General features: G+C 41.9%; 23 protein-coding genes and 1 pseudogene. 6 read left to right on the plus strand and 18 right to left on the minus strand.

Going from position 1 to position 23,456, the window contains the following annotated elements; translation table 11 throughout:
• Window positions 1-114: 114 nt before the first annotated feature.
• The 14 genes from CK503_RS09770 to rimP form a co-directional block, all read right to left on the minus strand.
• Window positions 115-1,187 (minus strand): IS3 family transposase gene (locus CK503_RS09770; protein WP_095606623.1). Its coding sequence is split into 2 segments (ribosomal slippage): window positions 115-926 and window positions 926-1,187, totalling 1,074 coding nucleotides; the frame shifts between segments, so codons are not numbered across the junction.
• 165 nt (window positions 1,188-1,352) lie between these two features.
• Window positions 1,353-1,565: an anti-sigma factor gene (locus tag CK503_RS09775; RefSeq protein ID WP_095606624.1), complete on the minus strand. Its 213-nt coding sequence runs from the start codon at window positions 1,563-1,565 to the stop codon at window positions 1,353-1,355.
• A 61-nt stretch (window positions 1,566-1,626) separates the two neighbouring features.
• Window positions 1,627-2,241 (minus strand): sigma-70 family RNA polymerase sigma factor, encoded by a 615-nt coding sequence (locus tag CK503_RS09780; protein WP_217988394.1) that lies wholly within the window; start codon window positions 2,239-2,241, stop codon window positions 1,627-1,629.
• A gap of 78 nt (window positions 2,242-2,319) precedes the next feature.
• Window positions 2,320-3,378, minus strand: a complete 1,059-nt coding sequence (gene holA, locus CK503_RS09785; protein WP_095606625.1) for a DNA polymerase III subunit delta — start codon at window positions 3,376-3,378, stop codon at window positions 2,320-2,322.
• 66 nt (window positions 3,379-3,444) lie between these two features.
• Window positions 3,445-4,941 (minus strand): amino acid--tRNA ligase-related protein, encoded by a 1,497-nt coding sequence (locus tag CK503_RS09790; protein ID WP_095606626.1) that lies wholly within the window; start codon window positions 4,939-4,941, stop codon window positions 3,445-3,447.
• Between the two features lie 87 nt (window positions 4,942-5,028).
• Window positions 5,029-6,288: a M16 family metallopeptidase gene (locus CK503_RS09795; RefSeq protein ID WP_095606627.1), complete on the minus strand. Its 1,260-nt coding sequence runs from the start codon at window positions 6,286-6,288 to the stop codon at window positions 5,029-5,031.
• A gap of 185 nt (window positions 6,289-6,473) precedes the next feature.
• A complete protein-coding gene (gene pnp / locus CK503_RS09800) occupies window positions 6,474-8,594 on the minus strand; it encodes a polyribonucleotide nucleotidyltransferase (RefSeq protein WP_095606628.1) in 2,121 nt (706 codons plus the stop codon).
• A gap of 149 nt (window positions 8,595-8,743) precedes the next feature.
• Window positions 8,744-9,013 carry a 30S ribosomal protein S15 gene (rpsO, locus tag CK503_RS09805; RefSeq protein WP_095606629.1) on the minus strand — a complete coding sequence of 90 codons (270 nt, stop codon included), beginning with the start codon at window positions 9,011-9,013 and terminating at the stop codon, window positions 8,744-8,746.
• A 96-nt stretch (window positions 9,014-9,109) separates the two neighbouring features.
• On the minus strand, window positions 9,110-10,045 hold the full coding sequence (locus tag CK503_RS09810; protein ID WP_095606630.1) for a bifunctional riboflavin kinase/FAD synthetase: 936 nt from the start codon (window positions 10,043-10,045) through the stop codon (window positions 9,110-9,112).
• Window positions 10,046-10,072: 27 nt separating this feature from the next.
• Window positions 10,073-10,834, minus strand: a complete 762-nt coding sequence (gene truB, locus CK503_RS09815; RefSeq protein WP_095606631.1) for a tRNA pseudouridine(55) synthase TruB — start codon at window positions 10,832-10,834, stop codon at window positions 10,073-10,075.
• 8 nt (window positions 10,835-10,842) lie between these two features.
• Entirely contained in the window at window positions 10,843-11,223 is a 381-nt protein-coding gene (gene rbfA / locus CK503_RS09820; protein ID WP_095606632.1) for a 30S ribosome-binding factor RbfA, read from the minus strand.
• Window positions 11,224-11,245: 22 nt separating this feature from the next.
• Entirely contained in the window at window positions 11,246-14,194 is a 2,949-nt protein-coding gene (gene infB / locus CK503_RS09825; RefSeq protein ID WP_095606633.1) for a translation initiation factor IF-2, read from the minus strand.
• Between the two features lie 101 nt (window positions 14,195-14,295).
• Complete coding sequence (gene nusA / locus CK503_RS09830) at window positions 14,296-15,549, minus strand: transcription termination factor NusA (protein ID WP_095606634.1); 1,254 nt, start codon at window positions 15,547-15,549, stop codon at window positions 14,296-14,298.
• Between the two features lie 24 nt (window positions 15,550-15,573).
• Window positions 15,574-16,038, minus strand: coding sequence for a ribosome maturation factor RimP (gene rimP, locus CK503_RS09835; protein WP_095606719.1), 465 nt, complete (start codon window positions 16,036-16,038; stop codon window positions 15,574-15,576).
• A gap of 218 nt (window positions 16,039-16,256) precedes the next feature.
• On the opposite strand from rimP, the gene CK503_RS09840 reads away from it, so the two are divergent.
• The gene (locus tag CK503_RS09840; protein WP_095606635.1) at window positions 16,257-16,739 is read left to right on the plus strand and encodes a DUF192 domain-containing protein; all 483 of its coding nucleotides are present in this window, start codon (window positions 16,257-16,259) and stop codon (window positions 16,737-16,739) included.
• 56 nt (window positions 16,740-16,795) lie between these two features.
• Here CK503_RS09840 and fbp read toward each other — a convergent pair whose 3' ends face one another.
• From fbp to CK503_RS09860, 4 genes are all read right to left on the minus strand, one after another.
• Window positions 16,796-17,827 (minus strand): class 1 fructose-bisphosphatase, encoded by a 1,032-nt coding sequence (gene fbp / locus CK503_RS09845; protein WP_095606636.1) that lies wholly within the window; start codon window positions 17,825-17,827, stop codon window positions 16,796-16,798.
• A gap of 35 nt (window positions 17,828-17,862) precedes the next feature.
• On the minus strand, window positions 17,863-18,465 hold the full coding sequence (coaE, locus tag CK503_RS09850) for a dephospho-CoA kinase (protein WP_095606637.1): 603 nt from the start codon (window positions 18,463-18,465) through the stop codon (window positions 17,863-17,865).
• Window positions 18,465-19,584, minus strand: a protein-coding gene (prfB, locus tag CK503_RS09855; protein ID WP_141239917.1) for a peptide chain release factor 2 whose coding sequence is annotated in 2 segments (ribosomal slippage) — window positions 18,465-19,523 and window positions 19,525-19,584 — 1,119 coding nt in all. Because the reading frame shifts where the segments join, the coding sequence is not laid out codon by codon here. Before prfB ends, coaE begins: the two co-directional genes overlap by 1 nt.
• Window positions 19,585-19,640: 56 nt before the next feature.
• Entirely contained in the window at window positions 19,641-19,871 is a 231-nt protein-coding gene (locus CK503_RS09860; RefSeq protein WP_095606639.1) for a hypothetical protein, read from the minus strand.
• Between the two features lie 146 nt (window positions 19,872-20,017).
• Between CK503_RS09860 and CK503_RS09865 the strand changes: the two genes are divergently transcribed.
• From CK503_RS09865 to CK503_RS09885, 5 genes and pseudogenes are all read left to right on the plus strand, one after another.
• Complete coding sequence (locus CK503_RS09865) at window positions 20,018-21,184, plus strand: BtaA family protein (protein ID WP_095606640.1); 1,167 nt, start codon at window positions 20,018-20,020, stop codon at window positions 21,182-21,184.
• Window positions 21,181-21,816, plus strand: coding sequence for a class I SAM-dependent methyltransferase (locus CK503_RS09870; protein WP_095606641.1), 636 nt, complete (start codon window positions 21,181-21,183; stop codon window positions 21,814-21,816). The genes CK503_RS09865 and CK503_RS09870 overlap by 4 nt, the downstream gene beginning before the upstream one ends.
• A gap of 38 nt (window positions 21,817-21,854) precedes the next feature.
• A pseudogene (locus tag CK503_RS16540) lies at window positions 21,855-22,493 on the plus strand (tetratricopeptide repeat protein); the annotation flags it as partial.
• 281 nt (window positions 22,494-22,774) lie between these two features.
• Window positions 22,775-23,008, plus strand: coding sequence for a hypothetical protein (locus CK503_RS09880; protein WP_095606643.1), 234 nt, complete (start codon window positions 22,775-22,777; stop codon window positions 23,006-23,008).
• Window positions 23,009-23,130: 122 nt separating this feature from the next.
• Window positions 23,131-23,412, plus strand: coding sequence for a VOC family protein (locus CK503_RS09885; RefSeq protein ID WP_095606644.1), 282 nt, complete (start codon window positions 23,131-23,133; stop codon window positions 23,410-23,412).
• Window positions 23,413-23,456 lie beyond the last annotated feature (44 nt).

Raw genomic sequence — 23,456 nt, forward strand, 5'->3', positions numbered from 1 at the left:
CGTTTGCTAACTATAGCTTTGGGTATAATCTGGGACAAGATAGAAACCCAATACTGTTTTAAGCATCTGTAAGCTTCCCCATTTTTCGGACCATTCTAAAGTAGAGAGTTTCGGTTAAGTTAACACTTCTATTGGTGTTTGGTACCCCAGCGATTTGTGGGGTCGGTTGTGGTTATAGTCGTATTTCCATTGGGCCACTTTCTGGCGTACTTCGCCCAGCGTTTTAAAAATGTAGGCGTTCAGCAGCTCCGTCCGAATACTGCCATTAAGTCGTTCGACATAGGCATTTTGCGTTGGTTTGCCAGGCTGGATAAAGGCCAGGGTTACGTTGTTATCTTTACACCAGTTATCTAATTTTTGGGAGATAAACTCCGGCCCGTTGTCTACCCGGATCATCTCGGGCAGCCCACGGGAGTCTTTAAGGTTTTCCAGCACGCGGATGACGCGCAAGGCTGGCAATGAGGTGTCGGTTTCGATCCAGAGCACCTGTCGGTTATAATCGTCGATTACGTTCAGCATGCGAAAGGTACGCCCGTTCCAGAGACTATCATGCATAAAGTCTAGGCTCCATACTTGGTTGGGCTCCTCTGGTTGGAACAGCTGCTGTTTGGCCCGTGCCGGCAATCGCTTCTTAGCTCGGCGCCGAATATTGAGCCGAAGAGCTGTATAAACCCGATATACCCGCTTGTGGTTCCAGCGGTGGCCCATCGCCCGCAGGCGGTAGTAACACTGCCAGAAGCCAATGGCCGGATGCTTCTCGGTTAACCCAAGCAGGGCGTCGATGATCGGCTGATCATTCTTCGGCTTTCGCTTATAGCTATAGGTGCTGCGGGGAATTCCAACGGCTTTGCAGCTCTGACGTATGCTTACCTTGTGACGCTGACGCATATAGGTAACCATTTCCCGCCTAACGACAGAGCTTACAGCTTTTTTTCTACGGCATCTTTCAGGGCAGTATGCACCAGACTTAGGTCGGCATACATACGCTTCAGACGAGCGTTTTCGGTCTCCAGTTCTTTAATTCGAGCCAACTCACTTACGCTAAGACCGCCGTATTTGGCTTTCCAGTTATAAAAGGTGGCGCTACTGATCCCATGCTCCCGGCAAATGGCTCCCACTTTTAGCCCTTGTTCTTGTTTGTTGAGGATCGAGATGATTTGGGATTCGCTAAAACGTGATTTTTTCATGATAGAAAGTAGTGAATTTTCTCTACTTTCAAACGGTCAACTTTCAGGGAAGCTTACACATCACCTAAGAAACAATATTAATTGTTAGGATAACCAAAAATGGTCTGCAGCAAAGCTGCAGATCGAGATGGTATTCCAAAAATACCGCTAAAATGTTCTTCCGAGTTACGCGGTTATTGAGGGTATAGTAATTTTATCCGCAAAACGAGCCAAGGCTTTTTTTCCTTTCATTGCCTTCTGGACAAATTGTCTCTCATCTTTATTTTGAACAAGATAGTCCTCAAAAGACTGTTGCTCTGCCTTATTTAAGTTACCATCCAGATAATCGGTTAAAAAATCAGTGAGTACGGCGTCATTATCAAATGCTGTGGGTTTCATAGTAAAAGGGTAATAGATTATTGTACAAGTTTAATACCTTATCTATTACCCTCTTACTGTATTATGCAGAAATTGTTTCCGGATAGACGTAATTTTCTAATAATTCTTGCAATTGTGCCCTTCCGCGGTTAATACGAGACTTTACCGTACCCATGGGTAGATCTGCAATTTCGGAGATCTCTTCATACGATAACTGCTGAATATCCCGAAGGATAACAACTTCTTTAAAGTCATCACTGAGTTCTTCTAACGCCTTTTCAAGCTGATCCATACACATTTTTTCGTGCAGCGAATCATCCGGTAAAATATTAGTATCCTCCAATTTCATGGGGCGATCTTCTGAGTCATCCGGATCCTTGTGGATTGTCACCTTGGTCATACGCTTTTTCTTTTTATACAAGCTTTTAGCCAAGTTTATAGCAATCGTGTACATCCAGGTAGAAAATTTTGCAATCCGCTCATACGAATGACGGCTGCGAAATACGCGAAAAAAAGTCTCCTGCACTAAATCTTCACAATCCTGATGGTCATGAGTATAGCGATATAAGAAATTATGAAGACGATCCTGGTATCGGTCTACTAAAATATTGAATGCCTGTTCATACCCGGATTGAAACTTTTCCATTAAATCCTCGTCCGACATCTTGCGAAATTCGGCTCTTGAAACAGCTTGCATAATAAACCCCAAATTTTGTTGCAGTTAATAATTGCGGGGATCATCAGTGTTCCGCTAAGCGGAATAATAAATAAAGTACTAACCGATGATCCGTTTGATCATCAGGAGAAGTATTGTCGAGGGGTCCATCTTGGTAAAGCCTTTCGAAGCCCTATCGGCATCCAGAAGTGCTTCAAATATTCTTGGCATATCGGCCAGTTTAAAAGCTGAAGCGTCTTTCCAAAGCTTGTTGAAGTACCAACTGTTGTTGATACCTAAGGTATTTTGAACTTGTTTTTTGGAATTACCCTGTCCAGTTAAACGCCGAATTTGCCAGATGTTTGAAAACACATTGTAAAAGAACCCCACGGAACGAATAATTTCTCCCGTGTTCGCTTTAGAGTGTTGCAACATCTGTTCCGCAATGAACAGGGACTCTTCTAAATTTCGCTGGAATATGGCGTCTTTAAGCTCAAACACCGAATATTCACGATAAAGGCCGATTATTTTTTTAATATCACTCTCTGTGATGGTATCGGAAGTGTCCACAAAAGTGCACACTTTATCTATTTCTGTGGACAGTAACTGCAAACTGTTACCCACATACTGCGCCAGCATCTGGGCTGCCGGCGGCTCTATCTTTTTGTTATGGTGTTTTTTAGCCCAACTTATAATCCAGTCAGGTAGGCGGTAGTCGGGTACTTCTTCAAATTCATGGAATCCGGCGTGCTTCTTAAAAGCTTTGCCAATTTTTGAATGGCCGTGTGGCTTTTTCGTATCTATGCAAACGAAAAGAGTTGTAGGATTGGGTTGTTCCAAATATGGGATCAAATCATTGATCTCCCCTTGGTACCCTTCGGCTTGTGCCCCATAACCACCCAGTTCTTTAAAATTTCGCAGTATAACTACGCGCTGCTCGGCCATCATGGGATAGCTTCGAATGATGGACAACACCTTTTCAGGCGTAACATCGCGTCCATAGAGCAGGTCAAAGTTAAAGTCTTTTTGATCATCCGGAATTAATCCTTCGACCACTTCCTGCAGCTTATCCAGAAAGAACTCTTCTTCCCCATAGAAAAAATACACGGGCTTCCTGTCCTCGGATTTCAACTCCTGGAGGATCTCGGAATAGAGTTCTATACTGGTCTTTTTAGCCAATTTGTTTTTAGTTATTTGTTATTAGTTAAAAGGAAACCCTAATCCCCAATAACGATTAACAATGCACTACGGAGTAAGTCGTCCCATCATTCGTGGGAAAGGAATGGTTTCTCGCACGTGATCCAAACCACAGAGCCATGCAACGGTTCGTTCTAATCCCAAGCCAAAACCGGAGTGCGGCACCGATCCGTATTGGCGCAGATCCAAGTACCACTGGAAAACATCTTCCGAAAGTCCGTGCTCGGCAATACGTTTTTTGAGTGTTTCCAGATCTTCTTCTCGTTTACTTCCGCCTATAATTTCACCGTATCCTTCAGGGGCCAGCATATCACAAGCCATCGCCAATTTCTCATCCTCGGGATCGCGTTTCATATAAAATGCCTTAATTTCCGCAGGATAGCGATGTACTAAAATAGGCGTATCATATTTCATCGTCAGCAAGGTTTCGTCACTGCCGCCAAAATCTTCTCCCCATTCAAAATTAAGTGCTGATTCTCTCCAATCGGGAATATTTCGCAAGTCTTCTTCAATCTCATCGAGTCGTTTTCCGATCTCAATAACCCGTTGATCGATCTGGGCTTTACGCCATTTTTTAGCTTGTCCGCGCTCTTTTTCAATCTCATCACGCTCTTCTTTCAGATCTTCTGCCTCCTGCTTGCGATCTTCAACCATTTGATCAAGCATAGCGGCCATATCGTCGCTCTTAAGCTCCTCAACAGCTTCAGTATAGGATATTCTCGGGAAGCCGTTTTCTGCCGTTTTGCGAAGCTTAGAGGTATCACGCTCCAAGATTTCAAGTTCTTTCGGACGACGATCCAATACACGCTTAACGATGAATTGAACAAAATCTTCAGCCAGATCCATATTCATATTCAGATCATAAAACGCCATCTCCGGCTCAATCATCCAAAACTCGGTCAGGTGACGACGCGTTTTACTTTTTTCGGCTCTAAATGTCGGACCAAAGGTATAAATCAATCCGTGTGCCATTGCCATCGCTTCACCATAAAGCTGACCGGATTGTGTCAGATATGCCTCATCGTCAAAATATTCAGTTTCAAAAAGGTTGGTTGTGCCCTCTGCCGCATTCCCGGTAAAAATCGGGGCATCCATCTGCACAAAACCACGCTCCTGGAAAAAAGTATGAATGGCATAAATAATTTCATTGCGCACACGCATAGCTGCCCACTGCTTTTGACTGCGCAACCAGAGGTGACGATTTTCCATCAAAAATTCAACACCGTGCTCTTTGGGTGTGATAGGATAATCTTCTGCAACTTGGTAAATATTGAGATCAGTAACCTGCAGCTCATGTCCCCCAATACTGCGCTCATCCTCGACCACTTTTCCCGTTATTTCAAGAGACGTCTCTTGACGGAGTGCTTCAGTTTGTTCCCATGCTTCTTCACTAACGGCATCTTGCGCCACTACGCATTGACATATGCCGGAACCGTCTCGCATTTCAACAAAATAGAGACTTCCACTGCTTCGGTAGTTATACACCCATCCTTTGAGCGTTACTTCTTCATCAACGTGTTCAGACAAATTGTTGATATAAACCATGTTTCAACGAATAATTTTGTTAATACTTTCGGATAAAATAGTGCCCTCGAAACTAATCATTTCTAATCAGACTCGAAACGAAAATTCCTATACCTCAGGCAACAGAAGTGCCTCAGAAAATAAATTATTATCAAAGAAATCTTGGGCAAAATCCTGAACCTGATCGGCCTCAACGGCATCAATCTTTTCCTGAAGCTCATCAAGGGTAACAAAACGATCAAAATAGATTTCGCTTTTTGCCAGCCGGGACATACGGTTACTCATACTTTCAACCGAGAGCATAAGCTTGCCTTTAAGCTGTGCCTTTGCTTCAGACAATTCTTTTTGGGGGATGGGATCCTGTTTTAATTTATCTAATTCTGCTTCAATCAGTTCTCGAACATGATCCACATAATCTTTATCCGTCCCCACATAAATGCCATATAATCCGGTATCGCTATACGATTGATTAAACGAAGTAATCGTATAACAGTAACCGTATTTCTCTCGCACATTTTGATGCAATCGAGAGCTCATTCCACCGCCTAACACCGTGTTAGCAAGCAACAGCCTAAATTTATCATCATGATCATAATGCAAACCTCGACGTCCGGTAATTAAATGCGTTTGCTCAATCGGCTTGGTTAACTCCAAATAACCAGCTTCATAATCAGGGAGCGGTGGATTTTCATCAACGGTGTTTTTCGGCTCTACTTCGCTGAAATAATCCTGAACAAGTTCGACCACCCTATCGTGATCCACATTCCCAGCCACAGAAACCAGCAGATTGTCGGGCTGATAACGCTCATCCATATAGTCGTAAAGATCCTGTCGCTCAAAAGCAGAAACCGTATCCTCAAACCCAAGCGTAGAATTTCCCAACGGATGTCCCTTAAAAACCTGTCCGCTAAACTGCTCAAACAAATAATCATTGGGGCTGTCACGATACATTTTCATCTCTTCTATAACAACCTTCTTCTCCTTTTCTATCTCATCTTCCGGAAATGAAGGATGTAGAACCATATCCGAAAGCACATCCAGTGCACGCTCGAGCTGTGTATTGAGGCACCGGGAATAATAGCAGGTATATTCTGATGAGGTGAAAGCGTTCAAATATCCGCCAACTGACTCCATGCTCATAGCAATATCCAGCGATGAACGATTATCAGTTCCCTTAAAAAGCATGTGCTCTAAAAAATGAGTCACACCAGCCATATTATGGGTTTCATTTCTACTGCCGGTCTTTGCCCAAATGCCAACCGCAACACTTTTCACACTGTCGACATGTTCAGTGACAATTTTAAGTCCATTCTCTAACGTTGTCTTATTTACAAAATCAATTTCTTTCATATTCTGTGTTGAACTCATATAAACAAATCCATTAATAAATTATCTTGATCCTTAGCCCTGATGCAGATCGTAATTTTGTTGATTGGACCCAAAGCAGAGCATCAGGGCCGGATAGTATGCTTGAAACTGCTAATAAAACAAAACGCCATCCCGAAAATCGAGATGGCGCAAATGTACAATTTATTTATAAAGAACTGAGGTGATTAATTCTCATTTCCGTCCTTAGGAATCAACGCCTTTCGTGAGAGACGAAGCTTTCCACCGTGCTCAACTTTGAGCAGCTTAACTTCGAGCTCATCACCTACAGAAAGTACATCACTTACATTGTCAACATGTGAGTGATTGATTTCTGAGACATGGAGTAATCCATCTTTTCCGGGCACGATTTCAACGAAAGCACCATAATCTTTAATGGCTTTCACCGTACCCTGGTAAGTGGCTCCTTCATCGAGGTGACCGACAATACCTTGAATACGTTTTTTCGCTTCCTCGGCATTCGACAACTTATCAGCGCTGATAGTAATTTTTCCTTTACCGCGCTCTTCATCCTCTTCAACCCAGATTTCAGTATTGGTTTCTTTTTGAAGAGTTTGGATAACTTTTCCTCCTGGTCCAATAACAGAACCGATATCATCTGCTTCGATCTCCATCTTAACAAATTGGGGAGCGAATTCAGAAATCTGTTCTCTGGGCTCAGAAATAGTTTCTTCCATTTTATCAAGAATGTGAAGACGCCCTTTTCGAGCCTGCTCAAGTGCCTCTTCAAGCTTTTCAAAAGAAATTCCACTTACCTTCATATCCATCTGGCAAGCCGTGATACCATCTCGGCTCCCGGCTGTTTTGAAGTCCATGTCGCCCATGAAATCTTCTTCACCACGGATGTCAGAAAGGACAACTTCGTTGTCTTCACCCACGATCATTCCCATTGCAATTCCGGCAACGGGCTTTTTAAGGGGGACACCTGCATCCATAAGCGCCATTGATCCACCGCAAACAGACGCCATGGAAGAAGATCCGTTCGATTCTGTGATATCTGAAATTACTCGGATCACATAACCAAACTCATCAAAAGAAGGCATCAATTTACTGATTGCACTTTCAGCCAAGTGGCCGTGTCCTTTTTCTCGTCGACCGGGTCCTCGCATAAATCCAGCCTCACCAACACTAAAGTTGGGGAAGTTGTAATGAAGGAAGAATTTCTTATCCTCTTCAGTCAGAAGAGTATCAACAGCCTGCGCATCTTTTTGTGTACCGAGTGTTACAGAAACAAGTGCCTGTGTTTCACCACGGGTAAAGATGGCCGATCCGTGCGTACGAGCCAAGTAATCTACCTGTGTCCAAATATCACGAATATCTTCCGGAGAACGTCCGTCAATACGTTTCTTTTTCTCAAGAATCATATTGCGAAGCTCTTCCTTCTCAATCTTGCTTAGGATATCTTTAATCGTACCGCCTTCGTCAGCGTATTCTTCTGTTTCCGTAAGCTCTTCAACTACACTATCTTTAATTTCTTGAAGGCCTTCGCTGTACTTCTCTTTACCGAGTCCAACATTAACATGCTCTCGAATACGTTCTTCGGCCAGTTCATGAACCTTGTTTTTAAGATCTTCATCAACAGGTTCGGGCTCAAATTCACGCTTTTCTTTACCGAATTCTTCGCGAAGTTCTTCCTGAAACTCACAGAGCTTCTGGATAGATTTGTGAGCTTCTTTTATTGCCGCGAGCATATCTTCTTCTGAGATCTCTTCCATCTCACCTTCCATCATGATGACGCTCTCTGCAGTACCACCGATAATCATATCGATGTCGCTGTCTTTCATCTCACTGATGGTAGGATTAATAATAAATTCACCATCAACGCGACCTACGCGAACTTCAGCAATAGGTCCGGCAAAAGGAACATCAGAAATATGCAGTGCAGCAGACGCCCCAACTCCACCGAGCACATCTCCGTCGTGCTCTCCGTCAGAAGAAAGTACTTTACAAACAATCTGAGTATCGAAATTATATCCATCAGGGAAAAGCGGTCGAAGACTGCGATCAATCAAGCGACTTGAAAGCACTTCCTTATCATTTGGTCGCCCCTCCCGTTTGATAAATCCTCCTGGGAATTTACCGCCTGCAGAAAAACTTTCTCGCAGATCAACGGTCAATGGAAAAAACGGTTTATCAGTAGGTTCCTTTGAACTTACTGCTGTACATAAAACCATGGTATCGCCCATGCGAACTACAACTGCACCATCGGCCTGCTTTGCAATACGACCGGTTTCAATAGATAACGTTTTGCCCGGTGCAAATTCTACACTTTTAAAATCTTCTTTCATCGTAATACGGTATTCAATTCAAATTTAAAGTAATAAACAAAGCTTTGCGTAATGGTTTCAAAAACTTTGTATTTGCTTAGGAGGGAGAATACCTGCACAATTATGCAGGTATTGTAAAAAAGCACGTTTTAACAACGTGCCTTGCAGCATTACTTACGAATTCCTAAATCACTAATAAGCTCTCGATAAGTTTCAATTTCGTTATCTTTAAGATAGTCGAGTAGCTTTCGTCGTTTCCCTACCAATTTTAACAACCCTCTTCGAGAGTGGTGGTCTTGCGTATTTTCCTGAATGTGATCAGTAAGATCATTAATACGCTCAGTTAATATTGCAATCTGAGCTTCGGTAGATCCGGTATTCTCCTTTGATCCACCATATTTCTTAACAAGTTCCTCTTTTCGCTCTTTTGTTATCGCCATGTGTTAATTAAATTCTTTTTGTCTTTTCTACAACTGTGTATAACGTTCTTATATTAGCAAGCAAAGATAAGCGTTCAAACCGTATTTTGCAATATTTTAATGCTTGCCAAGCAGTTCCTGTGCCCGATTTTTATCAGATTTTAGCTGCCCAATTAATTCTTCCTTACCACTAAACTTTTTCTCATCCCTGATACGGTTAAAAAATCGTACCTGTACTTCTTTACCATAGATATCCTCATCAAAATCAAACAGATGAACTTCCAGCGTCTGCTGTTCTCCATCAAATGTAGGGCGGGTACCAATATTCATCATTCCATCAAACCAGTCACCGTTAATACGAACTTTTACAGCATATACCCCATCTTTGGGGATAATCTTATTAGCATGTTCCGGCTTTATGTTCGCGGTAGGAAAACCAATTTTCTTACCTCTCTTATCACCATGCACCACAGTACCATTAAGACGATACGGGCGCTGTAGAAATTCTATGGCCTGCTCTACATTTCCATCTTCACTTATCGAATTCCGGATAGCGGTGCTGCTTACTGTTTTTTCTCCTACTTCGTGTTTGGACACTACATAAGAATCGAAATCAAGTTTAGCACCGAGCCTTTCAATGGTTCCGATTGTTCCCTCTCTATTCCGTCCGAAATGATGATCATACCCGATCACAAATTCACTTACTCCAATTTTTTTGTAGATAATATCACGAATAAACTCTTCAGAGCTCAGTAAAGAAAAGTCGCGATCAAAGGGAATAACAACCATCCGATCAATACCCAACTCCTCAAGAATTTCGCAACGCTCTTCCAAGGTTGTCAAAATCTTGATACCATCATCCCCAGGATTAATTATATTTCTCGGATGGGGATCAAATGTAACCAAAATGCTACGGGCATCCTTTTCTTTAGCCTTAGCTACAACAGTATCAATAATAGCCCGGTGGCCAGCATGAACTCCGTCGAATGTTCCTACCGTTAGAACTGTATTTTCTTCGCGTTCAACGTTATCTAAAAAAACAAGTTCGGACATTGTTGTTATAAATTTGATAACTTTATGTTAATGGAGATCAATATTTGATGCATAATTGTTAACCGAAAAAATTCCTTCCATTTTTTCAACCGTTAGTGCGTCTTCATTCTTATACTTACCGATAGCTATTCGTCGCAATCCGGTCAAATGTCCAGCTGTATCCAATGAGTTTGCCAAATCATCGGCAAGTGTTCGAATATACGTTCCTTTACTACACTTTACATGTAACTGTAACCGGGGTAAATTACATTCCAATATTTTCATCTCTTCAATAATTACTTGCCTCGGTTTCCGCTTAACCTCTTTCCCTTTTCGAGCCAGTTTATAAAGCGGGTCTCCCTCATGCTTCAGTGCAGAGTACATGGGTGGTATCTGGACAATCAATCCCGAAAAATTCTTATCTAACGATTCCTTAATGCTCTTTCTCGATAGATGATTAAAAGATGCACGGACGTCAGGTGTTGTTTCTGCATCAAGACTTGGTGTTGATGAGCCGAATGTTATTTCAGCTATATACTCTTTATCAGCTTCCTGGAAAGATGAAACCGTTCGCGTACCATCACCGCAGCATAAAATAAGTAAGCCTGTTGCCATTGGATCAAGCGTACCGGCATGACCTATTTTGCGGATATCCGTGCACTTACGCAAAAATTTAACAACCTGAAAGCTACTCCATCTTTTAGGTTTTTTGATGAGAAAGGCAGCCCCTTGGTTATAATCAAAATTGGGATCAGGTAAATTGTGATTGGAAAATATTGGCAACTCTTCGACGGGAATCGCTTTTGGCATGAACGGGCCTACTCCTCATCGTCTTCATTAGTCTCCCGCTGCTTTCGCTCTTTACGGATTTTTTGAAACAGCTTTTCCATCTTCTCAACATGTTCGGCTGTTTTATCATTGATGAAGTGTAATTCAGGAATCCGACGTACCTGATGACGAATTTTAGAAGCTAACTCTTTGCGTATGGCCGCATTTTGTTCTTCCAGATAGGCAAAAATAGCATCCTCATCTTTACCGGGCGCATACACACTCAGCAGTACCTTGGCAATAAGGAGATCAGGAGTAACATCCACTTTTGTGACTGTTATAAACGATCCACTCTGTTGATAATTCTTCTGTATAATCTTGCCAAGATCGCGCTTTATTACAGCGCTCAGCCGTTCTGTACGAATACTCATAATCCAAAATTAAGTTAATGCGTTAACTGTCATCACTTTTTACATCTTCGAGACTTCGGCGTTCCTCAACAACCTCATAGTTCTCGATAACGTCACCAACTTTAATATCATTATAATTTACAATACTGATACCACATTCGTACCCACTCTTCACTTCTTTGACATCGTCTTTAAAGCGTTTCAGGGCATCAATTTCACCGTCGTAGATCACAACGCCGTCGCGTACCACACGAACCGGATTATTGCGATTAATCTTACCGTCAGTAACATAACATCCGGCAATGGTTCCTACGCTGGAAACTTTGAATATTTCTCTTACTTCGGCATTACCGTAAAGTCGCTCACTAATTTCGGGTGAAAGCATACCCTCCATCGCATCTTTAACTTCATCAACGGCATCATAAATAACGCTGAAGAGTCGAATGTCAATTTCTTCCTCTTCGGCCACTTTACGTGCATTGGAAGTCGGGCGCACCTGGAAGCCAATGATAATTGCTTCGGATGCCGAGGCAAGCAATACATCGGATTCGGTAATGGCTCCGGCCCCGGTATGAATTACATTAACAGAAACCTCCTCGTTGCTTAGCTTCTGCAGCGCACCAGAAAGTGCTTCAATCGAGCCATCAACATCAGCTTTAATGATGAGGTTAAGATCTTCAATCTCACCAAGAGCGAGACGACGTGAAAGGTCATCAAGACTCATATGCTTAGATTGACGCAGTTCCTGCTCGCGTTTAATCTGTTGTCGCTGATTGGCAATCTCCTTAGCCTTCTTCTCATCATCAAGGGCAACAACCTTGTCACCGGCTTGTGGGATATCATCAAATCCGGTTAACTGTAGTGGAGTAGAAGGTCCTGCTGATTCAATTCGTTCTCCATGCTCATTTTCCATTGCACGAACCCGACCAAAACATGGTCCGGCTACAAATGGATCGCCAACTTCAAGCGTACCATTTTGTACAAGAATATTTGAAACAATTCCTTTTCCTTTATCAACACGAGCTTCAAGAACAACTCCATCAGCATTTCTATTGGGGTTAGCTTTCAGCTCCATCAATTCAGCCTCAATAAGAACCTTATCCAATAGATCAGGTATTCCGTCTCCAGTCATAGCTGATACCTCTGCAACCTGGTTCGTGCCGCCGTATTCTTCAACAAGCACATCGTGTTCAGCCAGCTGCTGCTTAATTTTATCCGGATCAGCTCCGGGCTTATCCATCTTGTTAATTGCCACAATGATAGATACTCCAGCTGCTTTCGCGTGATTAATCGCCTCAATCGTCTGGGGCATCACCGCATCATCAGCAGCGACCACAAGAATTACGATATCCGTGGCCTGTGCACCTCGAGAACGCATAGCAGTAAAGGCTTCGTGACCCGGTGTATCAAGGAACGTAATGGGGCGTCCATCGTCGGTTGTTACTTCATAAGCACCAACGTGCTGTGTAATACCACCGGCCTCACCTTCGGCAACCTGCGACTTGCGAATATAATCAAGCAAAGAGGTTTTACCGTGATCAACGTGACCCATTACCGTAATAATAGGAGCACGAGGTTCAAGATCTTCGGGATCATCTTCTTCTAATTCAATTTCTTCAATTGCATCATCGGCGTCGACAAATTCAACCTCATAACCGTATTCCTCAGCAACAAGCTCAATCGTGCTGGCATCCAATCGCTGATTGATCGACACCATCATGCCAAGATCCATGCAGGTCGTAATCACATCATTGGATTTTACGTCCATCAGCTCAGCTAAATCACTGACCGTGATAAACTCAGTAGCTTCAATAACCTGATCTTCAAGCTCCTCGAGCTCCTGCTGTAACTGTTCTTCTTCCTCGCGTTCCTCTTTACGCTGGCGACGGCGCTTCTGACGTTTACTACCAACCGTTTCGGACGACTGCATTTTTCGCAGCGTCTCTTTCATTTTCTGTTCTACATCTTCCTCATCAACACGGCTTCCACGCTTACGACGCTTCTTCTTACCTTTCTTTTTACTTTTCTTCTTATTGCGTTTGCCAGACTTTTTATTTGAATCGTCATCATCTTCCTGACGATCTTTTTTGCGCTTACGCTTTTTACGACGCTTGGGCTTACTGTCATCAATCTTAACTTTACCGACGACCTTCGTTCCTTTTAATCGTCCGGCATGCCCCCGAATTACACCACGCTCCTCTTCATCGTCATCTTCTTCGTCGTCCTCATCCTCTTCCTCATCTTCAGTATCTTCATCCTCGTCCTGATCTTCTATCTCTTCATCTTCTTCAGTCTCTTCTTCTTTGTCCCCCTCTTCATCATCAAAATCTTCATCTTCGGGCTCCTCTTCTGAAGTATCTTCTTCGTCTTCAATATCTTCATCAGACTCAGCTACTTCTTCAACCTGCTCTTCTTCTGTATCTGATTCTTCAACTTCTTCTGTTTTAGTCTTCGAAGCCTCTGGCGCAGGAGATCCTTCATCGACCTGATCTTCCTCCTCGGAATCATCTTCTTCAACCTCAGCATCAACTTTTACATCTTCTTCCTCATCAGCCTCTTCTTCAGCCTGGTCTTCTTCTTCAGATTCTGATGCTTCAACTTTTTCAGGTTCTTCCTCAGTTTCCTCTTCTTGAGGAGGCTCTTCGTCCTTAGGTTTGATTCCTTCTATTTCTTCCTCTTCCTGAGGCTCAATTGGCAAGTCGTCATCTTCAAGGGGTTCCAGATAGTCCTCAACAGAAATACTTTGATTGCGACTGGCACGAATTTGATTTCGACGATTCTCATACTCCTCTTTCGCCTTCTCGTGCTCCTTACTTTTCGCTTTGTCAACACCATAAACCTCTTCCAGCGCCTCGTACATTTCGGGCGTTATCTTGGAATTTGGTTTATTGTCAACATCAAAGCCCTCATCTGATAACGAGTCTACTATAGAGGTGGTAGAGACATTAAATTCAGATGCTACTTTGAATAATCTTCTTGTCTTCTTGGACATATATATTTGTTTCTGAAAAAGTACGTTCGTTATTATCTGTTACACTAATCGGGAACCCTGTAGTATAAGGTAAAACAGGATTCTTGGAAATGTAAGTTCAATTATTCTTCATCTTCGAATTCATACGCAATAATATCGATGATGCGCTCGGCTTCATCTTCGGTAATCTTACCTTCCGTCCGCCGAACAATTTCTTCCTCATCCAACTCTAATACTTGTCTTGCCGTATCACAACCAATCTCGTGGAGCGTTTCAATAACTTCGGGACCAAAATCGATTTCAAACTCTCCGAGATCGATATCGTCCTCTTCTTCCACTTCGCGATACACATCAATCTCACAATTGGTAAGTTTTGAAGCCAGTCGAATATTCACACCGCCTTTACCGATAGCTTTTGAAACTTCATCCGCCGGTACCAAAACTTTTGCATGTTCACCGTCATCACTCAATTCAACGCTTAACACTTTCGCCGGCTGCAGTGCTCGCTTAATAAACTCATGCTTGTCATCGGTGTAATTGATGACATCAATATTTTCGTTCTGGAGCTCACGCACAATAGCATGAATTCGAACTCCTTTCATACCCACACATGCACCAACAGGATCAACACGCTCATCGTGCGAAACCACAGCTACTTTTGATCGGTCACCGGGTTCACGAGCAATGCGTTCCAAATCAATAATTCCATCAAAAACCTCGGGAATTTCATTTTCGAACAACCGCTCTAAAAATAGTGGCGAAGTTCGGGAAATAATGACCGAGGGATTTCCATGATAACGTTTAACCTCTTTTACAACAGCACGGATGGTATCCCCTTTGTGATAACGATCTTTATAGATCTGTTCATCTTTGGGAAGAGTAAGTTCTACGCCATTGTGATTCACCAACATTTCATGGTTTCGAATCTGGTAGACATCTCCCAGAACTATTTCTCCTACACGATCAGAATACTCTTCAAACACATTATCCTTTTCGATCTCACGGATGCGTTGAGCCAGTTGCTGTCGGGCCATCATTACTGCGCGCCGTCCGAAATCGCGAATGTCAAGCTCCTGAGCGTATTCATCATACAACTCAAGATCGGGATCTTGTTTCTGGGCTTCCTCCAGCGTAATCTCCTGTACTTCATCTGTAAGTTCTTCTTCAGGTACCACTTCACGGATATGGAGAATCTGAACTTCGCCGCGATCGGCATTCAAAATAACTTCAAAAGCTTCATCAGAACCATACTTCTTGCGAATCATGGTTCGAAAAACATCTTCAAGGATTGAAAGAAGAAGATCCTTATCAATATCTTTGTCTTTGGCAATCTCAGCAAAAGATTGAATAATCTGTTTTGAAATATCGTTTGACATCAGTTAGCTCCTGTCTGCTTAAAATTATTTAAATGAAGGAATTATTTTTGTTTCTACCAGGTCGTCAAATAAAATTTTCTTCGTTGACTCATCATCATCTATACCAACTATAACATGGTCATCGTCAACCTCTTTCAAAATACCTTCAACCTTGTTGTATTCACCGTCTTTTTTAAACTTAAACTTTGCTTTACGTCCTACATTTTTAGGATATTGACGACGATCAACCAGCGGCCGACTTAATCCCGGTGATGAAACATTAATGCGATATCTGCCAGAAAATACATCGTGTGCGTCCATCAAAAAACTGAGCTCATTACTCACTTCCGCACATTCGTCCATGTTCACACCGCGATCTTCGGCATCTATCGACACCCAAACTTCGGGTGTATCTCCGCCTTTGATCTCAACATCAACAAGAAAGAAATCAGTTGTTGATAAAACTGATTCTGCAAGTTCTGAAATCCTATTTGTAACTTCGTTTTGCACGATTTTCTTAATTTTAGGTACAAAAAAAAGTGAGGACCTCTCGGCGCTCACTTTTAACCAAACAAAGATACCGTTAATACGTCTAAAAAACAACTAGCCTGGGAACTCTTTTCCCATCATTTCATCTATTGCAAAGTAACCGTTAACTTTTTTCTAACGCATTGATCAAACTTTACTATACTTATAACCACAAATAATTACAGCAAATTTTTACTGAAATGAGAATCATATTTACACTGATAACCGTTCTGTCTTTATCCCTTATATTTTCCAGCTGTTCGGAACAAGAAAAAACAGAGGACAACAGCCAAAATAAGGGGCGCACACTTACTTATGGAAAATCGGTTTCCTTTTTAGATACCAAGGCAGATACCCTGACAACCATTGAGGTTGCAATAGCAGATAGCGATAAAGAACGCAATCAAGGCTTAATGGATGTTCGAGACCTCCCCTCGGATAAAGGGATGCTATTTATTTTTGATGAAAACCAACCCCGTAGTTTCTGGATGGCTAACACTCCCCTTTCGTTAGATATTATGTTTGTAAATGCAGACTTTGAAATTGTACGCATCCATCAAAATGCCGAACCGTTTTCAGAAAAAAGTTTTGAGTCCGAAGAGCCTGCAAAATATGTTATAGAAACAAACGGCGGGTTTTCTGTTTCACATGACATTCAAGAAGGGACAAAAGTAAGCTTTTAATATATAATCCCAGCAGTTGTTCCGGGATCATATATTATTTAAATCATTATATCAGCTTACGCTTTAATCGTTTCTTGCTTGTACTCATCAAGAAACTCTTTCACTTTCAAAACATTCTCTTTTGATCCGATAAAAATGGGGGTCCTTTGATGGAGACTCTCAGGCTCAATTTCTAAAATTCGCCCGTTACAATCGATAGCCATTCCTCCCGCCTGCTCTATCACAAAACTTAACGGATTGCATTCATACATCAGCCGTAGTTTCCCATTCGGATATTGACTGCTGTTGGGATAGATAAAAATACCGCCCGTTATCAAGGTTCGGTGTACATCGGCCACCATCGATCCAATATATCGCGCTTTGTAAGGCCTACTCGTCTCTGAATCCTCAACCTGACAATACTTTATATACTGTTTGAGTCCCTCTTCCCAAGAATGATAACTACCCTCATTCACACTATATATAGTACCATAATCAGGAATTTTTACGTCATCATCTGACAAAATAAACTCACCGATACTGGGATCGAGTGTAAACACCGAAACTCCTAATCCAGTTGTATATGCCATCAATGTGCTTGATCCATACAATACATAACCCGCCGCCACCTGCTGTACTCCGGATTGCAAAGCATCTTCCTCACTCAGTTTATTGGTATCAGGATTCTTCCGCATATAAATGGAAAAAATACTTCCTATCGAAACATTCACATCGATATTTGAAGATCCATCCAGAGGATCCAGATAAACAATATATTTCCCCCCGTCATTATCGAGCTCAACAATCCCGTCATTTTCTTCGGAGATAACCATACAGGTAATTTCCGATCGGTTTAACGCCGAAATAAGTTGCTTGTCAGCAAACATGTCCAGCTTTTTTACCGTTTCACCATGAATATTAGTCGATCCTTCCTCTCCCAATATATTTGTAATTCCTGCCTTATTAACCTCTCTTGATATTATTTTCGCTGCAAGGCCAATGTCGCGCAGGAGTTGAGATAGTTCTCCCGTAGCTCCCGGAAATTTATTCTGTGCTTGAATAATATATTCTTCCAGGGTAATGACACGATTTGTTTTTCGGTCTACCATTCCTTCCCTCTTTTGCTGATCATTATTTATGATTTTTATGCTTCACGCTCAGTTAAAAAACTCTGGTATACAATTTCGGCTTTCTTTTCCAGTTCCTCAAGTGTTCCATTGTTACGGATAACATAGTCCACCCGCTCAGTCGATTTCTCGAAGTTTCGCTGTTTTTTTATTCGCTGTTTTATTTCTACCTCAGAGCTGTTATCCCGCTGTTTTACACGCTCAATTCGATGATCTTCATCAGCTAATACCAGCACAGTATAGTCCAGCGAACCAGGCTCTAAATTTTCCAGCAACAAAGCGGCTTCATAGACAAAAACTTCGTATCCCTGTGCTTCAGCTTCCTCCATCTTTTGGGAAGCAGCTGCCGGTAATTTCGGATGAACAATAGCATTCAATTCTTGAACACGTCCTTTTTCAAACGCTTCATTCGCCAAATGTTCGGTATTCAATTCTCCATCGTCCAAAAAAGATTCTGATCCAAAACGATCGACTAACTGCTGCTTTACTTCGGCATTGGTTACCATCACCTGTTTGGCAAGGTCATCGGCATTGAGAACATAAGCACCCAGCTGTGCCCATATATCACATACAGTTGACTTCCCACTGCCAATACCTCCGGTAACGCCTACAGTAATCATTATTCCGTTTTATCCGATGCCGAAATAGAGAGCAGATACTCGTTAATAAACTCATCGAGCTCGCCATCCATTACTGCATCAGTATTAGAAGTTTCGTGATCGGTACGATGATCCTTTACCATATTGTAGGGATGAAATACATACGAACGTATCTGCGATCCCCACTCAATATCCTTTTTTGAATTTTCGAGTTTCTCCTTTTTACGCTCTTTAATCTGCTTTTCAAGTTCGTAAATTTTCGATTTCAGCAACGTCATTGCTTTTTCGCGATTCTGTTTCTGGGATCGCTCCTGCTGACATTCTGCAACTACACGCTGCTCAGTTCCATCAGAAAGTTCTCCTTCCCAAATAAGTCGAACAGCGGTTTCTGTTTTATTCACATGCTGACCACCCGCGCCGCTGGCACGAAAGCGCTGCAATTCAACTTTACTTTCATCAATATCAACCTCAATAGTATCATCCACTAAAGGAGACACAAACATTGAACAAAATGAGGTGTGTCGACGAGAATTACTATCAAAGGGAGAGATACGAACCAGCCGATGGACCCCACTTTCAGCTTTTAAAAACCCATAAGCGAACTCTCCTTCAACTTGTATCGTGGCACTTTTTAATCCCGCGACATCACCCTGCTGATATTCCAATACAGAAATATCATAATCGTGTTTCTTTGCCCACCGGGTATACATGCGATACAACATTTCGGCCCAATCCTGGCTCTCCGTACCGCCGGCTCCCGGATTAAAGGTGAGTACGGCGTCACGATGATCATCATCACCACGCAACATGTTTCGCAGTTCGAGTTCTTCAATACCTTTTTCCAGCTTTTTGACCTCTTGCTGCAGCTCATCGCCTATATCTTCACCCTCATCCAAAAATTCCTGATAGACCTTGATACTCTCGCGCAGCTCATCCAGACGATCCCAACTTTTAACCATACTCTTCTCATGGTCCAGCTTCTTCATAATCCGACGGGCTTCATCGGGATCATTCCAAAAATTAGGATTCTGTGTCTGCTCTTGCAGTTCTATGATATTTACTTTTCGCTGATCATAGTCAAAGATACCCCCTGAGCGCATCTACGCGCTCAAATAATTCAGCCAGATGATCCGAATTAATCGTTGTTGTATTCACAATAATCCTTTTTTACGTCCAAATTTAAAGTTTTACTATAATTACTTTCGTCCCAATTTACTCAGGATATATCCTAAAGCAATACCGCCTACAAAACCAATAAGCACCCCTTCTTCGGGATGGGATCGAACATAACGCCGGGCCTCACGATAATCTCTGTTTATCTCGTCTTCAAGCTCTGCTCGCTCTTTCTTCAATCGATCAATCAATTTTTCGTAGCCTTTAATTTTTTCGCGTTTATTCTCTTCCGATTTCTCTTTGTTATCAGCCATAATTGTGATCTTTATTATAAGTTTACTCAAAGATACAAATTCTGCATCGAATCACATTTTTAAATTGTATTTTCTAAATCTACCTAAAACTCATTACATAGTGATTCATACAATTTACATATGGAACTTATAGTTTTAGTAATTCCATGAAATCCATAACTAACATTGTACAAGAGCTACAGCGCCGTTTTTTCGATACCGTAACCTCCGATAACCTGGTGTATAATACCTGCTGGGAAGATCCCCGGATCGATCGAGCACTGTTAGATCTCAATTCCAAGAGCAGAGTACTTATGTTGACCAGTGCCGGTGATAACGCGTTGGATTATCTGCTTGATGATGTTCAACATATACAATGTGTTGATATTAATCCTACTCAAAATGCGTTATTGGAACTTAAAAAAGCTCTTTTCAAGAATGGCAACTATACTCTTTTGTGGAACTTTTTTGGGGAAGGACAAAAAGCCGGAGCTAAACTCATCTATCATCAACAATTAAGGTCATTATTATCAAAACAGGCACAGCAATTCTGGGATAACCATATCCAAAACTTTAGCCCCAAGTCAAATAGTGACAGCTTTTATTTTAGCGGTACCTCAGGAAAAATTGCTCGTACTGTCTATAACCAAATTCAGCGGAAAAGGTTAACATTAGCTGTTGAAAACCTTTTGTCGTCCAACAGTTTAGAAGAACAAGCATATTATTTTCGCGAAATTGAGCCACAGCTCTGGAATCCCTTTTCAGAATGGCTTATTGGTCGCCACGCTACCATGACTATGCTTGGCGTCCCGGCCAGTCAACGCAAGATGATTGAACAGCAATACGAAGATGGTCTGCCGGAATTTATTCGCCAATCTCTGCGACAAGTATTCACAGAACTTCCCATCGGGGAGAACTATTTTTGGCGGGTTTATCTTACGGGACACTATGCCCCGGACTGCTGTCCCAACTATTTGCTTGAAAAACACTTCAGGGCTTTACAAAAACGTATCCACCGGATTGAAACACATACCTCTTCCCTGCTGCATGCCCTGCAAAAAAGCAACGAAACCTACTCTCATTTTGTGTTGTTGGATCATCAGGACTGGATGGCATTTACACAACCTGATCAACTTGCCAACCAATGGAGACTAATATTAGACCACGCCCAAAATGGCGCCCGTATCTTATTTCGATCGGCCAGACCTGAGCCTGACTTCCTGCCAGATTTCGTCTTTGGTAAGGTTAGCTTCCATCCAGACCTAACAGAACCTCTGCACAAAAAAGATCGTGTGGGAACCTACGAATCAACACATCTTGCTACCGTATTATGAGCAATACATCAGAAAACCCCATCACAGAGGTACATACAAAAAATATTGCTCAATATTATCGGTTTCATTCCCATATTTATGATGCTACCCGTTGGAGTTTTTTATTCGGACGAAAGACATTGGTTGAGGAGATTCCTTCTTTGCCGACCAATGCACGCATTTTAGAAGTTGGATGCGGAACGGGCGACAATCTTATCCAACTAAAACAGCGATTTCCTAACACACAAATTACCGGTATCGACATCTCCACTGATATGCTCGGAAAAGCTCGGACAAAGATTACAGATCCTGCTATCAGCTTAAAAAGAAGGCGTTATGGAGCTATAAATCTAAATGAAGAACCGTATGATCTTATTTTACTCTCTTACTCACTGACCATGATGGGAGCAGGATATCCACAGATAATAACAGAACTAAAAAATGATCTCAGCAAAAATGGATATCTTGCCATCGTCGATTTTCATACTTCTCCCCTTCCCTGGTTTAGAAAATGGATGAAAATAAATCATGCGGACTTTTCCGGTGAGCTGTATCCCCTTTTAAAAGAAAGCTTTTCGTCAGTACAAACAAGTTTTCATAACGCCTACCTTGGGCTTTGGAACTATTTCCTGTTTATAGGAACACAAAATTAAGTACTATTTAAGAATGAGTTCATCTAAAGCTTTTCTTATCTTTGTCGGCTATGAATAAAATTGAACAACAGATCGCACAAATAAAAGAAGAGCTGGCAGAATCGCCCAATGACGGCGAACTGCTTAACGAATTGGGCATTGGATATCACATGCTTGGGGATTATGATGAGGCCATAGACTATTATCAACAGGCTCTTAATCAAAGACCGAAAGCTGTCAAGATTCATTTTAACCTTGCCAATACCTTTTATGAGAAAAAGGATATTGAAAAAGCGATCAACCACTATCTAAATGCGCTGGATATTAAGCCCGATTACGTACCGGCGCTGAATAATCTTGCTGATATTTACGAGTTGGCAAATGAGGATGAAAAAGCCCAAGAATTATTTGAGCATATTACTGAAATAAATCCCGACGATCCCATGGGATATTTCAATTTGGGTAATCATCATTTGCGAAATAATGATAGCTTGGAAGCGGGACGCTGCTATAAAAAGGCAATAGAACTGGATCCCGAATTTCACGAGGCCTATAACAATATTGGCTTTTTGCTGAAACATCTTGAGCAGTACGAAGAGGCTATTTCCTATTTTGAGCAATGTCTGGAAATTGAACCCAATTATGAACCGGCAAAAAAAGATTTAGAAGCCTGCAAAAAAGTGCTGAAAAATTCCTGAGTTGGAACAATATAGCTCATCCCTTCTATAAGAATAACGTTACTAAATTATTCTCTTTATGTTTTATAACATTATTAATTACTACCACTGCTTTTGCACAAAACCGACCTACTGACAGCAGTTTTGGGCTTCAAGCATCGTTACAGGGAAATCAAACCAATCTACAGGTTCCCATCTGGTTAAACGACAATGTTACCATTGCCCCTATTTTTGGGATCAATCATCAGCAAGATAATTTCACTTCTCTCAACCTGGGTGTAGCACCGCGCTTTTATCAAGATATGGGATCTGACTTCGCCACTTATCTTGGTTCACGTGGTATTCTGCAGCGCACATCACCCGAAGTGGGTCCCGAAGACACTGATTTTTTACTTGGCGCAACCGGCGGTGGGGAATATTTCCTCGGCAATCATTTCAGCCTTGGAGTCGAAGCACAACTCAATTTTTTGGTCAATGATAACGGCGGTGACCGCCTCTCAACCGGTGCTGCCTTTATGGGGACCTACTACTTCTAACCAGATCTGACTTCGACATCGAAAAGCCGCCTATTTTGGGGCGGCTTTTTTTATTTTGGATACATTAGATGTTAGCATAGAATAAATTTGAACCTTCCTACATTATTTAACTCTTTATCATCATGAAAAAAGTTATTGGCATCGGTGGTATATTTTTCAAATCAGAAAACCCTACTAAACTTGCGGCATGGTATAAAAAACACCTTGGTCTGCCGATTGATGAAAGTTACGGCGGTTATACCTTTGACTGGAAAGATGATGATTTACGAGCGTTGATAAAGGTTTTGAAATCAGAAGGCATTCAAATATCAGGAAAAATTGAAGATACGGAGTTTGGTCTTTTTGGCTGGATTATCGATCCTGAAGGAAATAAGGTTGAGCTTTGGGAGCCAGTGAAAGAATAATACATCTTGGTATTTCTAAATCTATTCTCACCTTCTCATAAGTA

Origin of the sequence: Fodinibius salipaludis (genome assembly GCF_002287075.1) — a bacterium.
In the GTDB taxonomy this organism is placed as follows: Bacteria; Bacteroidota; Rhodothermia; order Balneolales; family Balneolaceae; genus Fodinibius; species Fodinibius salipaludis.

Bases quoted from the DNA above. Each gene is read 5' to 3' on its own strand.
- coaE (WP_095606637.1), bottom strand. From the start codon at position 18,465: ATGATTACTGTAGGCGTTACCGGAGGTATTGGCAGTGGGAAGTCAACT.
- rpsO (WP_095606629.1), bottom strand. From the start codon at position 9,013: ATGGCGATAACAAAAGAGCGAAAAGAGGAACTTGTTAAGAAATATGGT.
- CK503_RS09790 (WP_095606626.1), bottom strand. From the start codon at position 4,941: ATGGTTTATATCAACAATTTGTCTGAACACGTTGATGAAGAAGTAACG.
- CK503_RS09880 (WP_095606643.1), top strand. From the start codon at position 22,775: ATGGGATCTGACTTCGCCACTTATCTTGGTTCACGTGGTATTCTGCAG.
- CK503_RS09810 (WP_095606630.1), bottom strand. From the start codon at position 10,045: ATGTCCGAACTTGTTTTTTTAGATAACGTTGAACGCGAAGAAAATACA.
- CK503_RS09870 (WP_095606641.1), top strand. From the start codon at position 21,181: ATGAGCAATACATCAGAAAACCCCATCACAGAGGTACATACAAAAAAT.
- CK503_RS09885 (WP_095606644.1), top strand. From the start codon at position 23,131: ATGAAAAAAGTTATTGGCATCGGTGGTATATTTTTCAAATCAGAAAAC.
- CK503_RS09865 (WP_095606640.1), top strand. From the start codon at position 20,018: ATGAAATCCATAACTAACATTGTACAAGAGCTACAGCGCCGTTTTTTC.
- fbp (WP_095606636.1), bottom strand. From the start codon at position 17,827: ATGGTAGACCGAAAAACAAATCGTGTCATTACCCTGGAAGAATATATT.
- CK503_RS09860 (WP_095606639.1), bottom strand. From the start codon at position 19,871: ATGGCTGATAACAAAGAGAAATCGGAAGAGAATAAACGCGAAAAAATT.
- rbfA (WP_095606632.1), bottom strand. From the start codon at position 11,223: ATGAGTATTCGTACAGAACGGCTGAGCGCTGTAATAAAGCGCGATCTT.
- CK503_RS09775 (WP_095606624.1), bottom strand. From the start codon at position 1,565: ATGAAACCCACAGCATTTGATAATGACGCCGTACTCACTGATTTTTTA.
- nusA (WP_095606634.1), bottom strand. From the start codon at position 15,549: ATGTCAAACGATATTTCAAAACAGATTATTCAATCTTTTGCTGAGATT.
- CK503_RS09840 (WP_095606635.1), top strand. From the start codon at position 16,257: ATGAGAATCATATTTACACTGATAACCGTTCTGTCTTTATCCCTTATA.
- pnp (WP_095606628.1), bottom strand. From the start codon at position 8,594: ATGAAAGAAGATTTTAAAAGTGTAGAATTTGCACCGGGCAAAACGTTA.
- truB (WP_095606631.1), bottom strand. From the start codon at position 10,834: ATGCCAAAAGCGATTCCCGTCGAAGAGTTGCCAATATTTTCCAATCAC.
- CK503_RS09795 (WP_095606627.1), bottom strand. From the start codon at position 6,288: ATGAGTTCAACACAGAATATGAAAGAAATTGATTTTGTAAATAAGACA.
- infB (WP_095606633.1), bottom strand. From the start codon at position 14,194: ATGTCCAAGAAGACAAGAAGATTATTCAAAGTAGCATCTGAATTTAAT.
- CK503_RS09780 (WP_217988394.1), bottom strand. From the start codon at position 2,241: ATGCAAGCTGTTTCAAGAGCCGAATTTCGCAAGATGTCGGACGAGGAT.